Source organism: Variovorax sp. MSC1_012 (assembly GCF_023667525.1).
GTDB classification, from domain to species: Bacteria; Pseudomonadota; Gammaproteobacteria; order Burkholderiales; family Burkholderiaceae_C; genus Variovorax; species Variovorax beijingensis_B.
The window spans coordinates 5,089,270-5,112,743 of record NZ_CM174443.1; the positions used below are offsets into that span (position 1 = coordinate 5,089,270).

At 67.2% G+C, this 23,474-nt stretch carries 18 protein-coding genes; 13 read left to right on the forward strand and 5 right to left on the reverse strand.

Annotation, left to right across the window (positions count from 1 at the left end; translation table 11 throughout):
• Positions 1-31 precede the first annotated feature (31 nt).
• On the reverse strand, positions 32-304 hold the full coding sequence (locus tag L1081_RS23955) for a nickel-binding protein (RefSeq protein WP_489414373.1): 273 nt from the start codon (positions 302-304) through the stop codon (positions 32-34).
• A gap of 132 nt (positions 305-436) precedes the next feature.
• On the opposite strand from L1081_RS23955, the gene L1081_RS23960 reads away from it, so the two are divergent.
• Positions 437-1,417 (forward strand): cupin domain-containing protein, encoded by a 981-nt coding sequence (locus L1081_RS23960; RefSeq protein WP_489414374.1) that lies wholly within the window; start codon positions 437-439, stop codon positions 1,415-1,417.
• A gap of 97 nt (positions 1,418-1,514) precedes the next feature.
• On the opposite strand, the gene L1081_RS23965 is transcribed toward L1081_RS23960, so the two are convergent.
• The gene (locus tag L1081_RS23965) at positions 1,515-1,697 is read right to left on the reverse strand and encodes a hypothetical protein (protein WP_489414375.1); all 183 of its coding nucleotides are present in this window, start codon (positions 1,695-1,697) and stop codon (positions 1,515-1,517) included.
• Entirely contained in the window at positions 1,678-2,169 is a 492-nt protein-coding gene (locus L1081_RS23970) for a DUF1016 N-terminal domain-containing protein (protein WP_489414376.1), read from the reverse strand. The genes L1081_RS23965 and L1081_RS23970 overlap by 20 nt, the downstream gene beginning before the upstream one ends.
• Here L1081_RS23970 and L1081_RS23975 point away from each other — a divergent pair.
• Positions 2,154-4,469: a TonB-dependent receptor domain-containing protein gene (locus tag L1081_RS23975; protein ID WP_489414377.1), complete on the forward strand. Its 2,316-nt coding sequence runs from the start codon at positions 2,154-2,156 to the stop codon at positions 4,467-4,469. The genes L1081_RS23970 and L1081_RS23975 overlap by 16 nt on opposite strands.
• 121 nt (positions 4,470-4,590) lie before the next feature.
• On the opposite strand, the gene L1081_RS23980 is transcribed toward L1081_RS23975, so the two are convergent.
• Positions 4,591-6,681 (reverse strand): 7TM-DISM domain-containing protein, encoded by a 2,091-nt coding sequence (locus tag L1081_RS23980; protein ID WP_489414378.1) that lies wholly within the window; start codon positions 6,679-6,681, stop codon positions 4,591-4,593.
• Between the two features lie 28 nt (positions 6,682-6,709).
• Between L1081_RS23980 and L1081_RS23985 the strand changes: the two genes are divergently transcribed.
• Positions 6,710-7,423, forward strand: a complete 714-nt coding sequence (locus L1081_RS23985) for a response regulator (protein ID WP_489414379.1) — start codon at positions 6,710-6,712, stop codon at positions 7,421-7,423.
• 130 nt (positions 7,424-7,553) lie between these two features.
• Complete coding sequence (locus tag L1081_RS23990; RefSeq protein ID WP_489414380.1) at positions 7,554-8,369, forward strand: helix-turn-helix domain-containing protein; 816 nt, start codon at positions 7,554-7,556, stop codon at positions 8,367-8,369.
• Between the two features lie 611 nt (positions 8,370-8,980).
• Here the strand turns inward: L1081_RS23990 and L1081_RS23995 are convergent.
• Positions 8,981-9,814: a helix-turn-helix domain-containing protein gene (locus tag L1081_RS23995; RefSeq protein WP_489416833.1), complete on the reverse strand. Its 834-nt coding sequence runs from the start codon at positions 9,812-9,814 to the stop codon at positions 8,981-8,983.
• A gap of 405 nt (positions 9,815-10,219) precedes the next feature.
• Here L1081_RS23995 and L1081_RS24000 point away from each other — a divergent pair, with 405 nt between their 5' ends.
• The 9 genes from L1081_RS24000 (at position 10,220) to L1081_RS24040 (ending at position 23,422) form a co-directional block, all read left to right on the forward strand.
• Positions 10,220-15,832, forward strand: a complete 5,613-nt coding sequence (locus L1081_RS24000; RefSeq protein WP_489414381.1) for a cadherin-like domain-containing protein — start codon at positions 10,220-10,222, stop codon at positions 15,830-15,832.
• Between the two features lie 72 nt (positions 15,833-15,904).
• Entirely contained in the window at positions 15,905-17,239 is a 1,335-nt protein-coding gene (locus L1081_RS24005) for a TolC family outer membrane protein (protein ID WP_489414382.1), read from the forward strand.
• Positions 17,236-19,428: a type I secretion system permease/ATPase gene (locus L1081_RS24010; RefSeq protein ID WP_489414383.1), complete on the forward strand. Its 2,193-nt coding sequence runs from the start codon at positions 17,236-17,238 to the stop codon at positions 19,426-19,428. Before L1081_RS24005 ends, L1081_RS24010 begins: the two co-directional genes overlap by 4 nt.
• Positions 19,425-20,657: a beta-barrel domain-containing protein gene (locus L1081_RS24015; protein WP_489414384.1), complete on the forward strand. Its 1,233-nt coding sequence runs from the start codon at positions 19,425-19,427 to the stop codon at positions 20,655-20,657. The genes L1081_RS24010 and L1081_RS24015 overlap by 4 nt, the downstream gene beginning before the upstream one ends.
• 55 nt (positions 20,658-20,712) lie before the next feature.
• Positions 20,713-21,156 (forward strand): outer membrane protein assembly factor BamE domain-containing protein, encoded by a 444-nt coding sequence (gene bamE, locus L1081_RS24020; RefSeq protein WP_489414385.1) that lies wholly within the window; start codon positions 20,713-20,715, stop codon positions 21,154-21,156.
• A gap of 83 nt (positions 21,157-21,239) precedes the next feature.
• Positions 21,240-21,593 (forward strand): hypothetical protein, encoded by a 354-nt coding sequence (locus L1081_RS24025; RefSeq protein ID WP_489414386.1) that lies wholly within the window; start codon positions 21,240-21,242, stop codon positions 21,591-21,593.
• Between the two features lie 100 nt (positions 21,594-21,693).
• The gene (locus tag L1081_RS24030) at positions 21,694-21,816 is read left to right on the forward strand and encodes a hypothetical protein (RefSeq protein WP_489414387.1); all 123 of its coding nucleotides are present in this window, start codon (positions 21,694-21,696) and stop codon (positions 21,814-21,816) included.
• A gap of 692 nt (positions 21,817-22,508) precedes the next feature.
• Entirely contained in the window at positions 22,509-22,991 is a 483-nt protein-coding gene (locus L1081_RS24035) for a hypothetical protein (protein ID WP_489414388.1), read from the forward strand.
• Positions 22,988-23,422, forward strand: a complete 435-nt coding sequence (locus L1081_RS24040) for a hypothetical protein (protein ID WP_489414389.1) — start codon at positions 22,988-22,990, stop codon at positions 23,420-23,422. The genes L1081_RS24035 and L1081_RS24040 overlap by 4 nt, the downstream gene beginning before the upstream one ends.
• The last annotated feature ends 52 nt before the right edge of the window (positions 23,423-23,474 follow it).

Genomic DNA, 23,474 nt, shown 5'->3' on the forward strand with positions numbered 1-23,474 from the left:
CTTGCCGCCGCTCGCCGCGTCCGCCTTTGCTTCACTCGGCCGTGGCCGGGTCGATCACGCCATGCACCCGGTCGATGCGGTCGGCCGGGAAGCCGCCGAGTTCCGCATGCTTGCGCACCAGGGCCTCGTCGGTGGCCTGGTAGATGCAATAGATCCGGTCGTCGGTCACGTAGCTGTGGACCCATTGGATGTCGGGCCCCATGCTGCCCAGCACGCCGCAGGACTTCTGCGAGATGGCTTTCAGGTCCGACGGCGTGAACTTGCCCGCGCCGGGGATGTGCCGTTCGATGAGGAATTTGGGCATGGCGATACTCCTGTCTGGATAGAATCGGTCGGAGCGACCAAGACCCATGGTGCCGATGCGAAGCACCGTTGTATTGCCCGCTGCACCGGACTTGTTGACCGAAACCCCGCCCTCGCTTGCCGGGAGGTGACCATGGATGTCTTGTCGGACGTGCTGCGGACCATCCGCCTGGAGGGCGCGCTGTTCCTGAACGGGGACATGCATGCGCCCTGGTGCTTCAAGGTGCCCAGGGGCGCGCACATGGCGCAGCTGCTCAAGCCCGGCGCGCAGCGGCTGGCCATCTGCCACCTCGTGCTGCAAGGTGAATGCTGGGCCCAGGTCGACGGCGGAGAACCGATCCGCGCGCACGCCGGCGAGGTGATCGCCGTGCCGCACGGCGACTCGCATGTGCTGGGCAGCGGTCTGCAGCATGCGGCGGTGGACGTGGCGCATGTGGTGAATCCGCGCGCACCCGAACTGGAGCGCATCCGCTACGGCGGCAATGGTGACCGCACGGTGCTGGTGTGCAGCTGGTTCGCATACGAAGGCGATGCGCCCAACCCCCTCATGGCGAACATTCCGCGCCTGTTCATCACGTCGCTGCGCAGCAGGCCGGCAGGCCCGTGGATCGAGCAGTCCGTCAACTTCGTGCTGGGCGATGCGGCTTCGCACACACCCGGTTCCGAGATGGTCGCCGCCAAGGTGGCGGAGGTGCTGTTCGCGGAAGTGCTGCGCGGCTACATCGAATCCATGCCCGCCAACAACCCCGGCTGGCTGGCGGGGCTGCGCGACCCCCACGTGAGCCGCTGCCTGGCGCTGATGCACGCCGAGCCCGCGCGCAACTGGACGGTCGACGCGCTGGCGCAGGAAATCCACGTCTCGCGCAGCGTGCTGGCGGACCGCTTCGCCGAACTGGTGGGCGCACCGCCCATGCACTATCTGACGCGCTGGCGCATGATGCTGGCCGCCGGCATGCTGCGCAAGGACCAGGGCAATCTGGCACGCATTGCCGAAGGTGTCGGCTACGAATCGGAAGCGGCTTTCAACCGCGCATTCAAGCGAGAGTACGGGGTGTCGCCGGGGGCTTGGCGGCAGAACGGGGCGCGAGTCTCGGTGTCGGATGCGGCGCCGTGATGGGGTTCGACAGGAATGAAAAATGTATCGGTATGGCGCGTGGATACTAGGTATCCTGATTCTTGGAGTGACCCCCTTGGGGTGGACAGCTCGGTGCTCATGAACTGACCTGGCGTCGGGCGTGTTGTTGCTCGAATTCGTCTGGGGGCATGTAGGCCAGTGATGAGTGTAGGCGTCGCTTGTTGTATCGCTCCTCGAGGAATGTTGGAAGGCGGTCTTGGATGTCTTGAAGGTCGAGGTAGTCGACCTTCAAGACCTCTTCATGCTTGAGCGTCTTCATGAAGCTCTCGGCCTTGGCGTTGTCGTAGGGATTGCCTTTGCGTGACATCGATCCACGAATGTTCCAGTGCGCCAAGCGATCCCGGTAGGCCTGTGCAGCGTGCTGGGCATAAAAAGGCGCGGGCCTCGGGTGTCTTGAGCGCCACCATGGCTACCAGGTGGCTCCAGCTCAATGGTGTCGACAGCGTCGACACAATCTCCACGTCAGGGAAAGCCTCTGCGAGCTTCACCATTCGTCGCAGGTTGCGGGATTCGAACCCGCGGCCGAATTCCTGTGCCAGTTGCTGGCCCAACTGGTCGAGCAAGCGGGCGCCGTAGCCGGCACGCTCGCCGCCCAGCACTTCGGAGGCCAGGCGCTGCCCGACGGTCCAGTACAGCCAGGTGAGCTCGGCATGGACCGCGCCGGCCAGGCGCTGGCGGCTGGCGGTGACCAGCGCGCGTCTACTAGAGTACGCGCATGTCCTTCTGTCCATGCGATCTCCTCGCCCGTTCCCTGGCCGTCAGCGCGCTCGCCCTCGGATTCGCCGTGGCGGCCCATGCACAGCCGACGCCTTTGGACGATGGCGAAACGCTCCCCGCCATCACCGTGGATGCCAGGGGCCGTTCGGAAGCCGCCCAGCAAGTTCCGATCCCGCTGACTTCGATCGATGGCGAGGCCCTCGAGACGCAGCAAAGCTGGCGGCTCGAAGACCTGCAGCAATGGTTGCCGAGTACCAGCATCACCTTCGGCGATCCGCGGCAATCGGCCATCGCGGTGCGCGGCGTCGGCAGGAATCCATCGAACGACGGCCTCGAGGGCAGCACGGGCATCTACCTCGACAACGTCTACCTGGGCCGCGCGGGCATGGCGACATTCGACCTGCTCGACATCGAGCGCGTGGACCTGCTGCGCGGGCCACAAGGCACGCTTTTCGGCAAGAACACGACCGCTGGCGTGCTGGCGTTGCACACGCGTGCGCCGAGCCGCGAGACCGAGCGCAGCCTGCAACTCTCGATCGGGCAGCGCGGCCTTGCGCAGGGGCAAGCCATCTTCTCGGGCGCCTTGTCGGAAGAGACGGCGGGCCGGCTGCTGGTGTACGGCACCCATGAACGCGGCAACATCGAGAACATCTACGATGGCGGCAGCGTCAACGGGGGCAATCGATCCGGCATTCGCGGCCAGTGGCTGCTGCGCCGTGGCGACGCCTTCAGCCTGCGCCTGATCGCAGATGCGCACCGCGAGCGCTCCACGTACGGCACCCGCGTCATCTACTCGCTGGGAAGCGGACCGGCGGCGGCCCGCGCACGGGCCGGCGGCGCCACCGGCATCGTTACCGACCCGCGGCGCTATGCGGTCAACACCGACGGCGTGGAGCGGGTCGATCTCGACCAGGGTGGCGTGTCGGCCGAAGCGAGCTGGAAGCTCGGGTCCGGCGCCACCGTCACGTCCATCACCGCCGGCCGCTCATGGAAGTTCGTGCCGACGACCAACGACAACCTCAATATCCCCGTGCTGATCGACGGCGGCTCCCGCGTGCGCCAGCAGCAGTTCTCGCAGGAGCTGCGCTACGCGGGGCCCACCGGCGGTGTGGTCGACTATGTGGTGGGCGCGTTCTACATGCGCCAGCGCATGCGCAACGAGATATTCACCGTGTTCGGTCCGCGGGCGGACATCGTTCTGCAGGGAACGTCCCTGCCGGTGCTGGCCAACGCGAGCACCGTGAGCTTCGGCGCGCTCGACACGGAGAGCTTCGCGCTCTTCTCCCAGGCCACGTGGCACGCCACCTCCAGGCTCGACCTCACGGCCGGCCTGCGCATCACGCAGGAGCGCAAGGACGGGCGCACCCATCGCGGCGACTCGACCGGTGGTGCCGCTGCCACCGCGTTCCTGCGCAATCGTCCGATCGTGCTTGGTGCCTACGACACAGGCCCCCTGGCCATCCGAAAGACCAGTCCATCGGCGCTCCTGGGTGCGAGCTACCGGCTGGATGACGACGCGATCGGCTACGCGAGCTTTTCGCACGGCGAGCGGTCGGGCGGAATCAATCTGGCGGGGCCGGGTGCCGCTCCCGGCCCGCTCGGCGCCTCGTCGCTGATCATCGGGCCCGAACGTGTCGACAGCCTGGACGTCGGCGTCAAGAGCAGCCTGTGGAATGATCGCCTGACACTCAACCTGAACGCCTTCCTGGCAGGCGTGCGCGGCTACCAGACGTCGATGTTCGTGCCCGCCGGCGCAGGCGCGGGCAACTACGTCGAGATCCTCACGAATGCGGGCGATCTCCGCAGCCGGGGACTGGAGCTGGATGCCACTGCGCGACCGGCGCGCGGGCTGACCGTGTGGGCCAACGCCGCCTTCAACGATGCACGCTATCGACGCTATGAGGACGCGCCTTGTCCGTCAGAACGCGCGTTCGTGCCGCAGGGGCGCTGCAGCCTGAGCGGACGGCAGGTTGCCGGGACGCCGCGCTGGACATTCAACGTGGGCGCCGAATACCGCAGGTCCGTGAGCCCCACCACCCAGCACTTCGTTTCAGCGGCGTACGCGTGGCGGTCCGCACAGGACGGCACGCTCGACGGGTCGGTCCACTCGCGCATCCCGGCCTATGGCCTGCTGAACCTCGCCACCGGTTGGAAGGTCGCACGGGGCAATGAAATCTGGAGCATTTCGCTCTGGTTGCGCAACGCGCTCGACAAGAAGTATTTCCCGACCGTGGCCGCCACCGCGAACGGTGCCTACGTGGCATCGGTCGGGACGCGGCGCACGCTGGGACTGACAGTTCGGCTGGACTACTGAACCTGCTACACGGACAGCCGGAAGGCATTGATGTGAGAACGCCTGTGTGAGGCGCTTGGCCCTTCCCAAGGCCGCGGTCGGTGCGCAGGCCTGTTCCCGTTCCCGCATGCCGTGCGACGGGTCATGTGACTTGTTCGGGCGGGGCAGCCGGAATCGCCAGGCGGAATGTCGACCCGCTGGCGCCTGTTTCGTGCAGTGTCACGTCGCCGCCATGGCGCCTCGCGATCTCGCGCGACAGGTGAAGCCCCAGTCCGGTGCCGGCCACCGCGCTCGCGGTTTCGGCACGGAAATATTTCTCGAAGATGCGGGCCTTGTCGGCCATGGCGACTCCGGGTCCGCGGTCGATCACGTCGACCTGCACGGTGTCGCCCGTCTGCCGCAGCACGACATGCACCGGTTGCTCCGGCGGCGAGTACTTCAATGCGTTCTGCATCAGGTTCTGCAGCGCGATCTCGAGCAGCGCCCGATCGCCGCGCACCTTGGACAGGGGTTCGTGCACGTCGAGCACCAGGCGAGAAGCGCCGGGAAAGTGGAAGCTCTCGCACAGGCCGCGCGCGAGCGCCGCCATGTCAACGACTTCGAGGCGAAGCATCCGGTGCTCGGGCTGGAGGCGGTCGGCCAGCAGGATGTTCTCGATCAGCATGGTCAGGCGCTGCACGGCGCGCCGGATCCGCTCGGTGCGCTGCTTCACCACGGGCTCCGCGCCGAGCTTCGAGATGTCGAGCGATTGCGCCGCGCCGTCGATCACTGTCAGGGGCGTGCGGAACTCGTGCGACACCATCGAGACGAACTCGCGCTGCTGCACGATCGCCTGGCGCTCGACCTCGAGCGACTCACGCAGCCGGGCCTCCAGACGGGCGCGGGCCGCGATCTCCTCATGCAAGGCGGCATTGGTCTGCTGCAGCTCGGCGGTGCGTCGCACGACGGTGCCTTCGAGCGCCTGTTCAGCTTCCAGCCGCACTGCGAGCACGCGCTCGCGCTCGGCGCGGTAATCGCGCTCGGCGCGCCGCGTCCGGTCGGCCACGGCCACGTTCAGCAGGACGAGGTGGCACAGGGTGCCGAGCCAATAGATGCGATCGGGCGTCACGCCGGGCACTTGGTCGCCGAGCCAGAGCTTCAACAGCCCGTAGAGCCCCAGCACCGTTCCCACCGCGAAGGCCGAGGCCGGGAGCAGGTACTGGAACTGGCGCCGCACGAAGAGCAGGTAGCAGACGAAGACCGCGCCGAACAGCGTGGACGCGGCGCTGCCTGCGCTGACCCAGGGGGCGATGGCGGCGTGATGGCCGGCCAGGGCCAGCACGAACGCAACGAAGTTGTACACCACGACCGCGTTGAAGAAATGTGCCGCAGGCGGCCAATGGCGCCGGAACTGGAAGATGCGCGCCATGAACGCGGTACCCACCATGTTGAAGAAGCAATTGACGGCCAGCAGCGTCTGCGCAACGCGTTCGGGGCGAGCGTCGAGGAACCACTGCGCTGCGAACCCCTGGCGGTTGACGGAGAGCGCTGCGATGCAGAGCACGTACAGCGCGTAGTGGGCGTAGAGCCCGTCCCGCAGCCAGGCCCCGAAGATCAGGTTCATGCAGACGGCGAGCAGGACGGCGCCGAGCAGCACGCCCATGATGGTGTAGTCGGCCGTGCGGTCGCGCTCGAAGCCGACAGGCTGCCACAGGTCCAGTTCGGCCCGCAGCGACGGCCCGTCGTTGCGCAGCCGCAGGAAATAGACAGCCGGCTCGGTCGAAATGTCGAGCGGGAACACGAAGTTGTGGTCGGGGATCTCGCGCGCCGCGAACGGGCGGGCGTCGCCGAGCGGCGTCTCGACGAATCCGCCGCGCCCGTCCGGCGCATACAGGGTGGCTTCGTGGATGCGCGGCGGTCGCACGCGCAGCAGCCATCGTGCGGGCGCGTCGGCCGTGCGCGCGAGCGAGAAGCGCAGCCACACCGCGTCGCGGCCGAAGCCTTCCTGCACCGGCCCTTCGAGCGGCGCGAAGCCGCTCTGCTGCGCACCGCGCGCGACGTCGGCAATACGCCACTGGCCCGAGGGGTCGCGCTGGATCTCGAGGCCCCCGGAGAGTTGGACGCCGCGGTCGAGGCCATCGGATGCCGACAGTACCAGCGCCCTGGCGGGCATTGCCAAGCACCACAGCAGCAGGAACAGAAGAACAAGCAGGCGGCCCGGACCCGCCCGGGTGGTTTCGACGTCGAGGCGCATTGGGACGCGACTTTATACTTTCCGCGCCATGCCATCCCCAAGCTCGCGTCCCGGTCTTCGCATCCATGTGATCGAGGACGACGAAGACATCCGTGCAGAAACCGTCTTCGCGCTCGGAGAGCTCGGCTTCGACGCGGAGGGCTTCGGCGACGCGCCGTCGTTCTACAAGGCGTTCGCGGTCCAGCCCTGCGACATCGCGGTGGTGGACATCGGCTTGCCAGGCGAGAGCGGCCTCGCGGTCGTTTCACATCTGCGCGCAATGCAGCGACGGCTCGGCCTGGTGCTGGTTACCGCGCGGGGCGAACTCGAAGACCGGCTGCTGGGGCTGCGCGAAGGTGCAGACGCCTACCTGGTGAAGCCGGTGAACATGCTGGAATTGGCCGAGACGCTGAACGCCGTCGGCCGGCGACTCACGGCCGCACCGCAGGGGAACGCAGCGCCCGCGCCGCCCGCACCCGCCGCCTGGCGCCTGCTCGAGGGCGACTGGATCCTGGGCGACCCCGAAGGCCGGCAGATGACCCTCACCACGAGCGAGCGCGCCTTCCTCGGCTGCCTTTTCGGGCAGCGCGGCACGGCGGCGAGCCGCGACGACCTGATCCGCGCGCTCGGTGGCGACGTGTTCGATTTCGACGAGCACCGCATCGATGCGATCGCCAGCCGGCTGCGGCGCAAGGCCGCGAAGCTCGGCATGCGCCTGCCGCTGCATTCGGTGCGCGGCACAGGGTACGTGCTCGCGATCTGACGCTGCCGGGGCTGCCGAGCTCGCAGGGGCCAGGCACATGGTCAGGAACCGTCAGAAAAGGTCAGGAAGGGCGCATGAAACAAACGATCAGGGCTTGGACCATGCGGCACGCGCAACGCGCCGCATCTTCATGTCCTACTGGTTCCAATCTTCCAAGCCTGCGCACATCATGGTCATCGACGACAGCGTCGAGGAACTCCAGGTGCTGCTTGTCGCGCTGCGTGGCGCCGGCCATCGCATCAGCCTTGACTTCGACGCGCTCGGAGGCTATCGCCGCGCCGGGGAGCTGCAGCCGGACTTGATCCTGCTTGACGCGCACTTGGGGGCCACCAGCGGCTTCGAGGCGTGCCGGCTGCTGAAGGCGGACCCCACCACCGCGCACATCCCGGTGATTTTTCTCACCGCCGGTGCGACGCTCGAGGAGCGGCTGACCGGTCTGCGAGAGGGCGGCGTCGACTACATCCTCAAGCCCTTCGAATCCGAAGAGGTGCTGGTCCGCATCTCGGTCCATCTCGCGCTCGCACGCCGCGGCGCGCAACCGCCGGACGGTGTCGGCGAGGCGCCCCGCAGGCCGCTGGCGTCCGGAGACGAAGCACCCCACGACCTGGACCGCGTGATCGCCAGGGCTGCGCAGCGGCTCATCGAGAGCGACCTTGCGAACATTCCACCGCTGCCGGCGCTCGCCGCACGCGTGGGCACGCACGAGAAGCGGCTGACGCGGGCGTTCCGTGCCCACACGGGGCGCACTGTCCTCGAGTTCGTGCGCGAGGAGCGGCTGTCGCGCGCGCAGCATCTGCTCGCCCAGACGCCGCTCAGCATCGAGGACGTGGCGCATGCGATCGGGTTCTCGGGTGCCGCGAACTTCACGACGGCGTTCAAGGAACGCTTCGGCAGCACGCCTGCGGCGCATCGGCGGCTGAGTCGCGACTGCACGTGCGGCGCCTGAAAAGCGGCGTTCCGCTCGGCAGCGCATGGTTGCGTTCGATGTGACGCCACGCCCCTCGGTGCGCAACGCCATCATCGGCCTGATTCGGCCCGTGCTCGTCACACGGCATAGCACCTGTACAGACTCCCAGGCTGCAGGTCGATCCGCACCTGCGGGATGCGATCGCAGCGGTGCCTAACATCCATCGGGTCGGACACGCCGGCCGGCGGGTGCGTCCCACGCGGGTTGCCCGTCGCGCGTGCGCAGCGAATGAAAGTCGACATGCTGCAGCCAGGTCACGTGGAGCCCGGGCCGCGCGGTGCGCACCTCCTGTGCGACGTTGACCAACCACAGGCGCAGCCAGACCGCCGCTGTCGGGAATCCCCGCACCAGCCGGCCTGGCGGGCGCGAACCCGTTCGCACCACCGGTCGGCAAGGCGCGCGCCGCGCTGGCCGATCGGCGGGCCGTGGGGTCCTCCCGTACTTCGACGGTCTGTTCGACGACAACGTCGCCCCAGCTGAGCGCGCTCGCCTTGACCGCTTCCGCTGCGCTGGCAGCGCAGACCCCCAGGCACAGAGTCAAGCCCAGCAGCAAGCCGCTTGCCCGTCGGGGTGTGTGCGCGGCGGGTGCGTCACGCGTCGGGGGCGCGGCGGCCCACGCCGGCCTGGCGGCAGGCGGACGGCGTGCAGTTGAAGTACTCGCGAAATGCCGTCGCAAAATTGGCGGGGCTCGAGAACCCCACCGCCGCGGCGATCTCCTCGATGCGCATGGCCGATTCGAGCAGCAGGCGGTGCGCCTCATGCAGCCGTGCCTCGCGCACGAACTCGAAGACCGTGCGGTTCGCCAGTTCCTTGAACACGCGCGACAAGCGCTTCTCGTGCGTGCCCACGCGCGCAGCCAGTTCGCGCAGCGGCAATACATGGCCCAGGTCGGCGAGGATCAGTCGCTCCGCCGCCTGCATGAGCATGCGGTCCGTGCCCGGGCCTGGCGCGCCGTCACCGTTCGTCGCAGGGCGGTCGGGTGGGGACGCAGATTGTGTGGCAGGGGCCACGCGCGACCTGCGGGATTCGGCCAGTGCCAGATGAATTTCGACCCGGGCCATCACCTCGGCCGGGTCGAAGGGCTTCACGATGTAGTCAACCGCGCCGGCCCGCAGGCCCGTCAAGCGCGCTTCCAAGCTGGCCGACGAGGTCAGGAAGATCACCGGAATGTCCGCCGTGGCCGGGTCAGCCTTCAGCAGGCGGCAGGCGGCGAACCCGTCGGTGCTGCCCAGACCCACGTCGAGCAGCACCAGGTCCATCTGCAGTGTCGTCGCGCGCCGATAGCCCTCCATCGCGTCGAAAGCGCGGGTGATGCCGTAGCCGGCTCCCCGCAGCGTTTCCAGCAAGGGCTTGAGTTCGTCGACGCCTTCGTCGACCACCAGAAGACGAACGCTCCGGGGCTCCGGAGGTGACCAATATGACATGGGAAGAACGGGCACGGCAGTGGGACCGCGCTCTTTGGGTGAAGGCTATGAAACCAGGAAATTAACTGGTAATCATTCTCACCATTGCCCGCCTGCTCCGGTTTTGCTCACCGGCGAACTAGCAAATTTATGTCGCAATTTGTGTGAAGTAATCGACGTTTGGATACCTTTGTAAAAAGTTGTCCGGCACGGCAAAAGCGGCGACCTCTTCGGCAAAAGCCCGGCTCGCCCCCCGCACCAAGAATCCCGCCTCGTGCAAGCCGCAAGCCGCGTGACCCCGGTCGGGTCTTGCTGGCGAGTCCTCGAGAGCCCCGGCACTCGAGATTTCCCAATGTGCGACCCAGGTTGTTCTTCGTCTAAGACGAAGGCGCCTCGGGGTCTGAAGTCAAGAAGCAAGGACAAATCATGGAAGCTGTTTACAAGTCTGGTGGCGCATCCCGCAAAGCGGCGGCAGACGCCCCTCTGGTTCTGGATCGCCCATCGATCGTGTCGCTGAAGATCGCGCCCGAGAGCGTGCTCAAGTTTGAGCGTCGCGGCGGCGATCTGGTGCTCGTGTTGCGCGACGGCCAGGAAGTCGCCGTGCGCGGCTTCTTCGCCGAGTACCCTGACGGCGGCCGCAACGACCTCGTGCTCGAAGACGGCGCCGGCGTGCAGTGGTGGGGCCAGTACACCGCGCCCTGGAAAGACTTCCACTTCACCGAAATCGAATGGAACGACGCCGGCGCCGCGCTGCTGCCCGACGGTGTGCCCGGCTGGCTGCTGGGTGCGCTCGGCGTGCTGGGCGTCGGTGCCGCCGCGAGCGGTGGTGGTGGCGGCGGCGGCGGTGGCGGCCCGGCCTTCATTCCGCCGCTGCTCCCGCCGCAGAACCGCGGCCCCGAAGGCAAGGCCGAGCCCGTCGCCACCGAGCAGGACAAGCCCATTTCCGGGCAAGTGCAGGCCACCGACCCGGACAGCGACACGCTGAACTTCACCGTCGCCAAGGGCCCCGAGCACGGCACCGTCACCGTCGACCCGTCCACCGGCCAGTTCCTCTACACGCCCAACCCCGGCTACGAAGGTCCCGACAGCTTCGAAGTGACCGTCAGCGACGGCAGGGGCGGCACCACCACCGTGAAGGTGCCCGTGACCGTCTCGCCTGTCAACGACGCGCCCACGGCGCCCGACTACGCCGAGACCACGAACGAAGACATGCCCGTGAGCGGCCGTGTGACCGGCAGCGACATGGACAGCGGCGACACGCTGACCTACGTGAAGGGCAGCGACCCGGCCCACGGCACGGTGACGGTCAACCCGGACGGCACGTACACCTACACGCCCAACCCGGACTTCAACGGCACCGACAGCTTCACCGTCACGGTGAGCGACGGCCACGGTGGCACGACGACGAGCACCGTGACCGTGACCGTCAACCCCGCCAACGACGCCCCGGTGTTCGTCGACGGTGGCGGCACCCCGGTGAACACGACAGACGGCTACGTCTTCGGCTACGACGAGAACCGGCCCGCAGGCGCCGTGCTCGGCACCGTCCGCGCCACCGACGCCGACAGCGCGACCGTCACCTACAGCATCCTCTCGGGCAACGACAACGGCTACTTCGCCATCGACCCGGTCACGGGCGCGATCAGCCTCACGCCGGCGGGCGCTGCGGCGTTCGTCAACGACTACGAGGCTGGCGCCAACGCGCACGCGCTGGTGGTCGGCGCGAACGACGGCACGGTCACGACGAACATCCCCGTCACGCTCAATGAGCAGAACCTCAACGACGCACCGACGGCGCCCGACGACACCAAGACGACGAACGAAGACACGCCAGTTAGCGGCCAAATCATCGGAAGCGATGCCGATGGCGACACGCTGACCTACACGAAGGGCAGCGACCCGGCCCACGGCACGGTGACGGTCAACGCCGACGGCACCTACACGTACACGCCCGGCGCCAACTTCAACGGCACCGACAGCTTCACCGTCACGGTCAGCGACGGCCACGGTGGCACGACCACCAGCACGGTGAACGTGACCGTCAACCCGGTGAACGATCTGCCCACGGTCCCGGACTACACCAAGACCACGCCCGAAGACACGCCCGTCAGCGGCCAGGTCATCGGCACCGACGTCGACGGCGACACGCTGACCTACGTGAAGGGCAGCAACCCATCGCACGGCACGGTGACGGTCAACGCCGATGGCACCTACACCTATGTTCCTGGCCCGAACTTCAACGGCACCGACAGCTTCACCGTCACGGTGAGCGACGGCCACGGCGGCACGACGACGAGCACCGTGACCGTGACGATCAACCCCGTCAACGACGCCCCGGTGTTCGTCGACGGCGGCGGCACGCCGGTGAACACGACAGACGGCTACGTCTTCGGCTACGACGAGAACCGTCCTGCAGGCACCGTGCTCGGCACGGTCCGCGCCACCGACGTCGACAGCGCGACCGTCACCTACAGCATCCTCTCGGGCAACGACAACGGCTACTTCGCCATCGACCCGGTCACGGGCGCGATCAGCCTCACGCCGGCGGGCGCTGCGGCGTTCGTCAACGACTACGAAGCGGGCGCCAACGCGCACGCGCTGGTGGTCGGCGCGAACGACGGCACGGTCACGACGAACATCCCCGTCACGCTCAATGAGCAGAACCTCAACGACGCACCGACGGCGCCCGACGACACCAAGACGACGAACGAAGACACGCCAGTTAGCGGCCAAATCATCGGAAGCGATGCTGATGGCGACACGCTGACCTACGTGAAGGGCAGCAACCCATCGCACGGCACGGTCACGGTCAACGCCGATGGCACCTACACCTATGTTCCTGGCCCGAACTTCAACGGCACCGACAGCTTCACCGTCACGGTGAGCGACGGCCACGGTGGCACGACGACGAGCACCGTGACCGTGACCGTCAACCCCGCCAACGACGCCCCGGTGTTCGTCGACGGTGGCGGCACCCCGGTGAACACGACAGACGGCTACGTCTTCGGCTACGACGAGAACCGGCCCGCAGGCGCCGTGCTCGGCACCGTCCGCGCCACCGACGCCGACAGCGCGACCGTCACCTACAGCATCCTCTCGGGCAACGACAACGGCTACTTCGCCATCGACCCGGTCACGGGCGCGATCAGCCTCACGCCGGCGGGCGCTGCGGCGTTCGTCAACGACTACGAGGCTGGCACCAACGCGCACGCGCTGGTGGTCGGCGCGAACGACGGCACGGTCACCACGTCCATCCCCGTCACGCTCAACGAGCAGAATATCAACGACGCACCGACGGCGCCCGACGACAACAAGACCACGGACGAAGACACGCCGGTCAGCGGCCAGATCGTCGGCAGCGACGTCGACGGCGACACGCTGACCTACGTGAAGGGCAGCAACCCATCGCACGGCACGGTGACGGTCAACGCCGATGGCACCTACACCTATGTTCCTGGCCCGAACTTCAACGGCACCGACAGCTTCACCGTCACGGTGAGCGACGGCCACGGCGGCACGACGACCAGCACCGTGACCGTGACGATCAACCCCGTCAACGACGTCCCCGTGTTCGTCGACGGTGGCGGCACCCCGGTGAACACGACAGACGGCTACGTCTTCGGCTACGACGAGAACCGTCCTGCAGGCACCGTGCTCGGCACGGTCCGCGCCACCGACGTCGACAGCGCGACCGTCACCTACAGCATCCTCTCGGGCAACGACAACGGCTACTTCGCCATCGACCCGGTCACGGGCGCGATCAGCCTCACGCCGGCGGGCGCTGCGGCGTTCGTCAACGACTACGAAGCGGGCGCCAACGCGCACGCGCTGGTGGTCGGCGCGAACGACGGCACGGTCACCACGTCCATCCCCGTCACGCTCAACGAGCAGAATATCAACGACGCACCGACGGCGCCCGACGACAACAAGACCACGGACGAAGACACGCCGGTCAGCGGCCAGATCGTCGGCAGCGACGTCGACGGCGACACGCTGACCTACGTGAAGGGCAGCAACCCATCGCACGGCACGGTGACGGTCAACGCCGATGGCACCTACACCTATGTTCCTGGCCCGAACTTCAACGGCACCGACAGCTTCACCGTCACGGTGAGCGACGGCCATGGCGGCACGACCACCAGCACGGTGAACGTGACCGTCAACCCGGTGAACGACGCGCCATCGGCCACGGTGAGCAACGCAGAAGTCGTCTCCGAAGGCAGCCTGCCCGGCGGCATTCCGGCCGCGGGAGAGCCGCCGCTGCAATCGACCGGCACCATTTCCATCGCGGACCCGGACAGCGCGGCCGGCGACCTGTCGGTGTCGCTGAGCGGCCCCAACGGCGTCACCTCCGGCGGCCAGCCGGTGTCGTGGACCTGGGACGCGGGCACGCACACGCTCACGGGCAGCGTCACCGTCGGCGGCGTCACCACCGAGGTGATGACCGTGGCCGTGGGCAATGTCACCGCCACGGGCGCGGGGCAGTTCGAGGCGGGCTACACCGTCACGCTGAAGGCGCCGATCGACCACCTGCCGGGCAACGGCGAAGGCATGTCGAACCTGCACTTCGAAGCCGTGGTGAGCGATGGCCAGGCCAGCGGCGCGCCGGTGGGCTTCGAGGTGCCCGTCAAGGACGATGCGCCGGTGCTCGTGAACGGCGAGCAGGCCGTCGACGTGGCGCCGATCGATACCAACCTCATGGTGATCCTGGACCTTTCCGGGAGCATGGGGCAGGAAACCCCGACACGCCTCAGCCGCGCGAAAGAGGCTGTCCAGAATCTGATCGACGGCTACGACCTGTACGGCGACGTGCGGGTGCAGCTCGTCACCTTCAGCACGACCGGGGCGTCGCAGCAGGCCTGGATGACGGCGGCCGAAGCCAAGGCGCTGGTGCAGAACCTGCAGGCCAGTGGCAGCACCAACTACGACGCGGCCCTGGCTGCGGCGATGAACGGCTTCTCGGCCACCGGCAAGCTGGACGGGGCCCAGAACGTGTCCTACTTCCTCACGGACGGCGAGCCGACCCTGGGCGACGGCAACACGGAGCAGCTGGCGAACAGCAGCAACAGCAGTACGGCCGACAGGGGCATCCAGGCCGGGGAAGAAGCGATCTGGACGAACTTCCTCAGCACCCACCAGATCAACTCGTTCGCACTGGGCCTGGGCTCGAGCCTGAACGCGGAGGCTCAGGCTTTCATCGACCCCATCGCCTACAACGGCAACACCGGCGCGAACACCAACGGCCAGATCGTCACCGACACGAGCCAGCTGAACGACATGCTGCAAGGCACGATCAGCGTGCCGCCCACCGTCAGCAACCTGCTGACCGGCGGCCTCGGTGGCTCGTCGGGCTTCGGTGCCGACGGTGGCCATGTGTCCACGCTGAGCATCGACGGCACCACCTACGCCTTCGACAGCAGCACGGGACTGATGACGAAGACCGGCCCCGCCGCCGGCAGCGACTACAGCTACAACGCGGCGACACACGAGGTCACCATCGCCACGGCGCAGGGCGGCAAGCTGGTTGTGGACTTCGACTCGGGCGAATTCAGCTACCAGGTGGCACCGCGCACCAGCGGCTCGCAGAACTACGACGAGACCGTCAGCTACCAGGTGGTCGACCGCGACGGCGATGCGAGCAATCTGGCCACCCAGACGCTGCATGTCAACTACACGCCCGCAGCCGGTGCGGCGGGGGCGGCAGCGCTCTTCACCTCGGCCGACTCGCTGGGGCTGGCCGGCGTCGACGAAGTGACGGTGTCGCTCGAGCAGCAGCAATCGCAAGATGCGCCGCATTCCCCCTACGGCGACAGCCCGTGGGGCGGCACGCAGCTGTCCGACATGCTGCATGCCTACAACGCGGCCGAGTCACTGCAGGCGCTGCTGCAGGCCGCGTTCCCGCCGGCCTTTGCGAGCACGCAGGCATCGCCCACGGTGCCGGCCCTGGCGTCATCGGCCGACTCGCTCACGGCCTACGCACCGCCCGTGGCCCCTTCGCTCGACGACGAGCTTCACATGGGCCTCGCGTTTCACCACTGACCGACCGGGGCGTCGGCGCCGCTTGCGGCGTCGACACCTTGTGGTTCACACGCTGTCCGCACGTTCTTACGCATGTCTGCTTCCCGTCTTCTTCCGTCCGCCGCCGCGGGCCTTTTCTTACTGCTCGCCGGAACGGGGGCGTTTGCGCAAGCGAGCGCCGCCACCCCGCTGGGCATGACCGAGGCCGTGCGCCTGGCCGCCACATCGCACCCGACCGTGCGCAACGCCGTCGGGCAAGCGCTGCAGGCGGGCGAGGGCATTGCGGACGCGCGCTCGGGCTACTACCCGCAGGTCAGCGCGGGCCTCAGCGCACGCACGGGCAACCGCCAGCTGCAGACCGACGGGCGCCGCCAGGTGCACCAGGCCTCGCTGTCGGTGACCCAGATGCTGTACGACTTCGGCAAGGTGTCGAGCGCCGTGAACGAGGCCGAGGCCTCGGCCACGGCCGCGCGCGCCAAGCTGCTGTTGGCGGTCGACGACGTGGTGCGCGACACCGCCCAGGCGTGGATCGAAGTGCATCGCCAGCAGGCGCTCGGCGAAATCGCGCAGGCCCAGGTGAAGGGCGTGCAGTCGCTGGCCGGCCTGGTGGGCGAGCGCCAGGCCAAGGGCGCGACCAGCCAGTCCGACGTGGCGCAGGCGCAGTCGCGCCTGGAGGCCGCGCGCGCCCAGCAACTCAACACCGCGTCGCAGACCGAGCGCTGGCGCCTCAATCTCATGCATCTGACCCAGGGCCGCATGCCGGTCGACATTGCCGGCGAAGCGTCGGCGCCGCTCGCGAGCGCCTGCGCCGCGCACCCGCAGACGGCCTTGCCCGCACCGACCGTGCAGATGGCGCAGGCCGAGCGCGACATGGCACAGGCCGCGCTGCGCGGTGCCGATGCGCAATTGCTGCCCACGCTGTCGCTCAACGCTGGCGTCAATCGAGGGCTCGAATCGGGCGCGCGGCTTGCCGGCCAGTCCGCCACCGAAAGCACGCTCACCGTGAACTTCAGCGCGCCGCTGTACGAAGGCGGGCGCAGCCAGGCCCGCCAGCGCGCCGCCGCGCACGCCGTCGAAGCGGCCGAGGCCGCGCTGGGCTATGCACAGCTCAACGTACGGCAGCGGCTCGAAGACGCGCGCGTGCAATCGCAAGGCCACGCGCAGCGCCTGCCCGTGCTCGCCGCGCGCGTGCACAGCACGCAGCGCACGCGCGACCTGTACCGCGAGCAGTACCTGCAGTTGGGCACGCGCTCGCTGCTCGATCTGCTCAATGCCGAGCAGGAGTTCCACGGCGCGCGCTTCGAGCAGGCCGAGAGCGCGCACGAAGTGCAGCGGCTCGCAGTCGAGTGCCTGTACCAGTCGGGCCGCCTGCGTGAGGCCTTCGGACTGGTCGATGCGGGCGACCTCGTGGCCGGAGGCCGGCCATGACCGCCACCACCATGCCCGAGCTTTCTGCCGCGCGCGGCCCCGAGCTGCTCGCCGGCTGGGTCGACGCCGTGCTGACCGTGGCCGCCCACTACCACCTCGACACCTCGCGCGAGCGCATCCGCGGTGCCGCCGCGTGGAGCGACCACGAAGACATCGGCGAGCGCGTGCGCCAGATGGCCCGCCAGGCCGGGCTCACCGTGCGCCAGGTCGCGCCGCGCCTGGACACCCTGAGCCCTTGGCGGCTGCCCGTGGTGCTGCAGCTGCGCGACGGACAGGTGGCCGTGGTCACCGCCATCTCGGCGCAGGGCCTGCGCGTGATGCTCGGTGGCGACCAGGGCGCAGAAACCGTCTGCACGATCGACGAGCTGCAGCCCGCGCTCGAAGCCATGGCTGTGCTGCGGCCCGCGCAATCCGCACCCGACTCGCGCGTCGATGCCTACATCCGCCCCGTCGAGCCGCACTGGCTGCGCCAGATCGTGCTGGCCGATTGGCGGCCCTACGCCCACATCCTCGTCGCATCGCTCGCCTACAACCTGATGGCGCTGGCCGGCACGCTGTTCTCGATGCAGGTGTACGACCGTGTGGTGCCCGCGCAGTCGCTGCCCACGCTGCATGTGCTGTTCGGCGGCGTGCTGCTGTCGATCGCGTTCAGCTGGGTCATGCGCGGCGCGCGCATGCGCATCACCGACGTGGTGGGCAAGCGCGCCGACCTGCGCATTTCAGACCGCGTGTTCGGCCACGCGTTGCGCGTGCGCGGCTCGGCGCGCCCGCGCGCCACCGGCACCTTCATCTCGCAGCTGCGCGAACTGGAGCCGGTGCGCGAAATGCTCACGTCGACCACCGTGGCGGCGGTGGCCGACCTGCCATTCTTCTTCGTGTTCTGCGTGCTCTTCTGGTTCATCGCCGACTGGCTCGTGCTCGTGCCGCTGGCCGCGTGCGTGCTGCTGCTCGTGCCCAGCCTGCTGGCGCAGCCGCGCCTGCGCGCGCTGGCCCAGGCGGGCATGCGCGAATCGTCGCTGCGCAACGCCATGCTGGTCGAGGCCGTGCAGGGCATCGACGACATCAAGGTGCTGCAGGCCGAGCCGCGCTTCCAGAACCAGTGGAACCACTACAACGCCGTCAACGCCGACTCGGGCCTGCAACTGCGCGCGCTGCTCAACACCCTGAGCAACTGGGCGCAGACCGTGCAGGGCGGCGCCTTTGCCTGTGTCGTGTTCTTCGGTGCGCCGCTGGTGATGGACGGCCACATGAGCACCGGCGTGCTCGTGGCCGCGTCGATCCTGTCGACCCGCATGCTCGCGCCGCTGGCCGGCGTGACGCAGGTGCTCAACCGCTGGCAGCAGGCCAAGGTGGCCGGCGAATCGCTCGACCAGCTCATGAAGCTTCCGGTCGACCACCCGCCCCATGAGACGCGCGTGCACCGGCCCGCCGTGCAGGGCGACTACACGCTGCGCGACGCCGTCTTCAGCCACGACGGCCAGACCACCGCGCTGCACGTGAAGGCGCTGCACATCGGCCCTGGCGAGCGCATTGCCGTGCTCGGGTGCAACGGTGCGGGCAAGTCGACGCTGCTGCAGGCGCTGTCGGGTCTCATCGAACCGCGCGCGGGCAGCGTGGTGCTCGACGGCGTGTCGATGGCCCACATCGACCCCGCCGACGTGCGCCGCGACGTCGGCTTGCTCGCGCAAGACGCGCGCCTGTTTCACGGCACCCTGCGCGAGAACCTGCAGATGGGCACGCCCCATGCCACCGATGCCGAACTGATCACCGCCCTGCAAGCCACCGGCGCCTGGGCCTTCGTGCGCCGCCTGCCCACCGGGCTGGACCATCCGCTGCTGGAAGGCGGGCGCGGCCTCTCGGGCGGGCAGCGCCAGAGCCTGCTGCTCGCGCGGCTCATGCTGCGCCGCCCCAGCGTGCTGCTGCTCGACGAGCCCACCGCCTCGCTCGACGAAGTGGCCGAGCGCGAAGTGATCGAACAACTGCGCGCTCTGTCCGCAGGCCGCACGCTGGTGCTGGCCACGCATCGCCCGGCCGTGCTCGATGCGGTGGACCGCATCCTCGTGGTGGACGGCGGCGTCGTCGTGCTCGACGGGCCGCGCGACCAGGTGATGGCGCGGCTGCGCCAGGGCGCGGCGGCATCGCGCGAGACAACGGCCCTCGCGGGCCGTGGCAAGGAGGCACAGGCATGAACGCCGTGACATTGACCAAGGCACCGGTGCCTGCGCAGGTATCCACCGCCACCGTGTGGGGCCCCGGCGGCGCCGACGACTTCGACGAGGCGCGCGCCAGCGGCTCCGCGCGCGTCGTGTGGTTCGTCGCGCTTTTTCTGCTCGCGTTCTTCGTGTGGGCCTGGTGCTTCGAAATCGACGAAGTGTCCAGCGGCATGGGCAAGGTGATTCCCAGCTCGCGTGAGCAGCGCATCCAGTCGCTCGAAGGCGGCATCCTTGCCGAGCTGCGCGTGCACGAAGGCCAGATCGTCGAGAAGGGCCAGGTGCTCGCACAGCTCGACCCGACGCGCGGCGAGTCGAACGTGGAAGAAACCGCGGCGCGCTACCGCGCCGCGCTGGCCAGCAGCGTGCGCCTGCGCGCCGAGGTGGAAGGGCGCAGCACCCTTCAGTTCCCCGCCGAGCTGAAGGCGTACGCGCAGCTGGTCGACTCCGAAAGCGCGCTCTTCCGCTCGCGGCAGGGCAGCATGCGCGACACCGCTTCAGGCCTGGGCCAGGCGCTTGCGCTCGTGCGCAAAGAGCTCGACATCACCCGCTCGCTGCAGGTGAGCGGCGCGGCCAGCAACGTCGAGCTCATCCGCCTGCAACGCCAGGCCGCCGATCTGGAGCTGAAGATCTCCGAGGCGCGATCGAACTACATGGTGCGCAGCCGCGAGGAACTCGCCAAGGCCGATGCCGAGGTGAAGTCTTTGTCGTCCGTGGTGCGCGGGCGCGCAGACTCGCTCGAGCGGCTCACTCTGAACTCGCCCGTGCGCGGCATCGTCAAGAGCTTGCAGGTCACCACCATCGGCGGTGTCGTGCCGCCTAACGGCTCGCTCCTGACCCTGGTGCCGCTGGACGACCAGTTGCTGGTCGAGGCGCGCATCTCGCCTCGCGACATTGCCTTCATGCGGCCCGGGCAGGAGGCGCAGATCAAGGTCACCGCTTATGACTACGCCGTGTACGGCGGCCTCAAAGGGCGTGTGGTGACCATCGCACCCGACACGCAGCGCGACGAGGTCAAGCCCGAGATCGTGTACTACCCGGTACTCGTGCGCACCGACTCCGACGCACTGACCGACAAGGCCGGCCGCCGCATGCCCATCGTGCCCGGCATGGTGACCACCGCCGACATCCGCACCGGTCGCAAGACCGTGTGGGACTACCTGACCAAGCCGCTGAACAAAGCGCGCGAAGCCATGCGCGAGCGCTGATTCGCGCGCGCTCATCTCCCCCAAGAATCCCATCCGACCCAAGAGGACGCTAGCCATGAAAAAGACCCCGCACGCATCACCCACCGTTGCCGCCTTCGCGCTCGCCGCCGCGCTGCTCGGCGCCGCCACCCATGTGGCGGCGCGCGATAACCCTGTAGACCCCGTGAGCAACCCCGACAAGCTGGACTATCGCGACGTCGAGGCGCGCCGCCCCGACTTCAAGGAGCCCTTTCTGCGCGACGGCATCGTGTCGCGACCCGAGCGCTTTCGCGAGATCAAGCCCGGAATCAATCAGGCCCAGGTGCTCGCCGTGCTCGGGCAGGCGCTGAGGCAACAGCGCGGCGCGCTCGGCACTGAGTGGGACTACCAGTTCAAGTTCCAAATGCCGCAATCGGCCAACTACCTCGTATGCCAGTACAAAGTCGTGTTCGACGACGGCCAAACCGTGCGCAGCGCCGCATGGCGCCGTCGGCAATGCTTGGATCTGATCCCGCACTGAGCTGCCAGCCGGCGATCGAGCCGTTGAATCCTCGCCTGGGTAAGTAGTGGCCTTGGCTTGTGCCGTTTGATACAAAACCTGCAGTGCGTCCCTACGAAGCCTTCGTGTACGGAAACGCTGCAGATGAGCCGAACAAGTTGGCCGAGCGTTGCTTGGAGGTGATCGAGAGCACGCTCAAGAGCGTCGAACGCGTCACAGCCTGCTTACGGGCCGCCGAATTGGAACATGGCATCGGAATCGCAGCCATGACGCGCACGGAAATCGCCGACGCTGCTGAATGGCACCGCGCCAAGCTGCAAGGTCTGCTGGCTGTGAAGCTGCGACGCACCAGGTGTGGTGATCTTCAACTGATGGAGGACCTTCACCTGGTCGTGCGGATCAAACCCAGACTCACCGCCGCACCAATACCCCGCAGTGCCCGTCTTCTCGCCACGTGACTTGGTTCACCCGATGCCAAATCATCAAACTGACTGAGTCGGCACGTTGTATTTGCACTTTGCCGCTGATTGTTCGCATGCCCCTTTTGGGAGATGCACCATGATCCGTCGCACCAAGCGGTTTCGAAGAAACCTCTTCCGATTGAGCAACATCGCGCCGTGGTTGATCGCCATCTTGGGCATGGCCAGAACGATGAAGGCGATGAAGCTAACGGGAGGGTGAGCGCCCTTAACGACGGCTGTGGATCGTCCAGAACATCACGAACAGGACGGATGCACGGTTTGCGCAGCGAATGGCACCAGCAGGCTCAATGACGGGACCCGCAGTCTCGTGTTCGGCATACTGGTGTGCCAATTGCGTTTCCACACGGCCTCGGCCAGAAGCGGAAGTTCGCCGAGCGTGCCCAACTGAAAGCCGAGCTCGACGGGCTCCCAGAACAGGATTCTGATATCGGGACACGTCCCGACGGAGAATCTTGAGGTTCGGGATGTTGGGTAGAGGCTCGACTTGACTGTCTCTGCACAATAGAGAGGTCTCGGCGAGGCAAACCTTTCGCACGGCCACGGTGCACCAGCAAGCCCATCAATGACGGCATGACAGATTCAAAACGCCCCAGAAAAGCGATGAGTAGTCGGAAGTTGCGAACTGGCCTGGTGGCACTCCTATTCTTCACGGCATTCGGATTCCTAGGATTACTATTAGGCTTCGGCAGAGGCGGCGTTTCTGCTGGTGCACTTGGGGGTGAAGTTTGCCGAGCTACCTGCGTAGTGCGAGGATGGCAAGGCGGTGCGCTGGTTCGTCCAGAAGAATCGGCGAATGCGAACGGACTTGGCCCGAAAACATGCCAATGCCGATGAAGCGAGGGCTGCAACCGGCTACAGTCGCCAAGAGCGGAAGTACGATTCAGACGTCCGATGACCATGTCTTCCAAGAGATATCCTGCCCGCATCCTCCTTTCCATCTTTGGACTAGCCATCGCAGCTTTGGCAGGCTACCGTTTGATTGATGCGGCCTTGCAGGCGTCGTCTACTGGCATGGTCTTGCTGGGCGACCCTCGTCCGAGTCTTCCCGGTCGCAGGGGGCTGCAATTCCCTGCACCTTGGCGGGAAGCTTGGTCGTTCTTTGCTGGATGGGCAATGGTCGGTTTTGGTGGACTGTGCTTCGTAGTTGCAGCATTCAGGCGTGCTATATGGATGTTGCTCGCCCCGCCGGCATTCTTGTTCGGTTTCGTCTTGATTGCAGGGGCAACAATGCTTGGTTCTGTAGGTGGTGCCCTCCTGCTATCTGGCACATGGGTATTGGGAAGCATTGCGGCGGTGCTGATTGGCATCTGGTGGTCGAACCGTGAATGGCGGCGCGTGGACGCGGCCCCGAAACTGAACGACAGCGCCAAGTGACTTGGAAGTCGCAGGTCGGCCACAACCTGCCGTTCGCCAGGCCATCAGAATCCTTCATGAATTCTCATTCAAAAACTATGAACCGCTGGATTCCGATTTCTCGTGACGAACTGGAGGAGTTGTTGTCCGCTCAGCTCACCGAGTGTTCACCAGAACACGCCCAACAATTTGCCCGTCTTCGCGTCCCGTTTCGGACCGCGTCGGTCATGCGTGACGATGTGAGTGAATCAGTATTTATCGTGGCACAGCTTAAAGAAATGGCCATTTACTACGAAGACGTTGAAGATGGGTTCAACGTTTCAGAGGTCGCACCCGATGGCTCCATCGCCACCCCCGGCTTCGAGCAGTGGACCATCGCTGATGCGATTCAACATCTTCTAGCCTTCCCTTACGATTGCGTTCACCGCGGGCCTACTTCCTCTCTTGGTTGACAGGCAAAGTTCGGCCAAAAGCGGAAGTCCGGCCCGGGCGTCCAATATCAGC

What these genes read in the sequence shown, in the direction of transcription:
- L1081_RS23955 (WP_489414373.1), bottom strand. Translation starts at nt 304, where the DNA reads ATGCCCAAATTCCTCATCGAACGGCACATCCCCGGCGCGGGCAAGTTC.
- L1081_RS23960 (WP_489414374.1), top strand. Translation starts at nt 437, where the DNA reads ATGGATGTCTTGTCGGACGTGCTGCGGACCATCCGCCTGGAGGGCGCG.
- L1081_RS23965 (WP_489414375.1), bottom strand. Translation starts at nt 1,697, where the DNA reads ATGAAGACGCTCAAGCATGAAGAGGTCTTGAAGGTCGACTACCTCGAC.
- L1081_RS23975 (WP_489414377.1), top strand. Translation starts at nt 2,154, where the DNA reads ATGTCCTTCTGTCCATGCGATCTCCTCGCCCGTTCCCTGGCCGTCAGC.
- L1081_RS23970 (WP_489414376.1), bottom strand. Translation starts at nt 2,169, where the DNA reads ATGGACAGAAGGACATGCGCGTACTCTAGTAGACGCGCGCTGGTCACC.
- L1081_RS23980 (WP_489414378.1), bottom strand. Translation starts at nt 6,681, where the DNA reads ATGCGCCTCGACGTCGAAACCACCCGGGCGGGTCCGGGCCGCCTGCTT.
- L1081_RS23985 (WP_489414379.1), top strand. Translation starts at nt 6,710, where the DNA reads ATGCCATCCCCAAGCTCGCGTCCCGGTCTTCGCATCCATGTGATCGAG.
- L1081_RS23990 (WP_489414380.1), top strand. Translation starts at nt 7,554, where the DNA reads ATGTCCTACTGGTTCCAATCTTCCAAGCCTGCGCACATCATGGTCATC.
- L1081_RS23995 (WP_489416833.1), bottom strand. Translation starts at nt 9,814, where the DNA reads ATGTCATATTGGTCACCTCCGGAGCCCCGGAGCGTTCGTCTTCTGGTG.
- L1081_RS24000 (WP_489414381.1), top strand. Translation starts at nt 10,220, where the DNA reads ATGGAAGCTGTTTACAAGTCTGGTGGCGCATCCCGCAAAGCGGCGGCA.
- L1081_RS24005 (WP_489414382.1), top strand. Translation starts at nt 15,905, where the DNA reads ATGTCTGCTTCCCGTCTTCTTCCGTCCGCCGCCGCGGGCCTTTTCTTA.
- L1081_RS24010 (WP_489414383.1), top strand. Translation starts at nt 17,236, where the DNA reads ATGACCGCCACCACCATGCCCGAGCTTTCTGCCGCGCGCGGCCCCGAG.
- L1081_RS24015 (WP_489414384.1), top strand. Translation starts at nt 19,425, where the DNA reads ATGAACGCCGTGACATTGACCAAGGCACCGGTGCCTGCGCAGGTATCC.
- bamE (WP_489414385.1), top strand. Translation starts at nt 20,713, where the DNA reads ATGAAAAAGACCCCGCACGCATCACCCACCGTTGCCGCCTTCGCGCTC.
- L1081_RS24030 (WP_489414387.1), top strand. Translation starts at nt 21,694, where the DNA reads ATGATCCGTCGCACCAAGCGGTTTCGAAGAAACCTCTTCCGATTGAGC.
- L1081_RS24035 (WP_489414388.1), top strand. Translation starts at nt 22,509, where the DNA reads ATGACCATGTCTTCCAAGAGATATCCTGCCCGCATCCTCCTTTCCATC.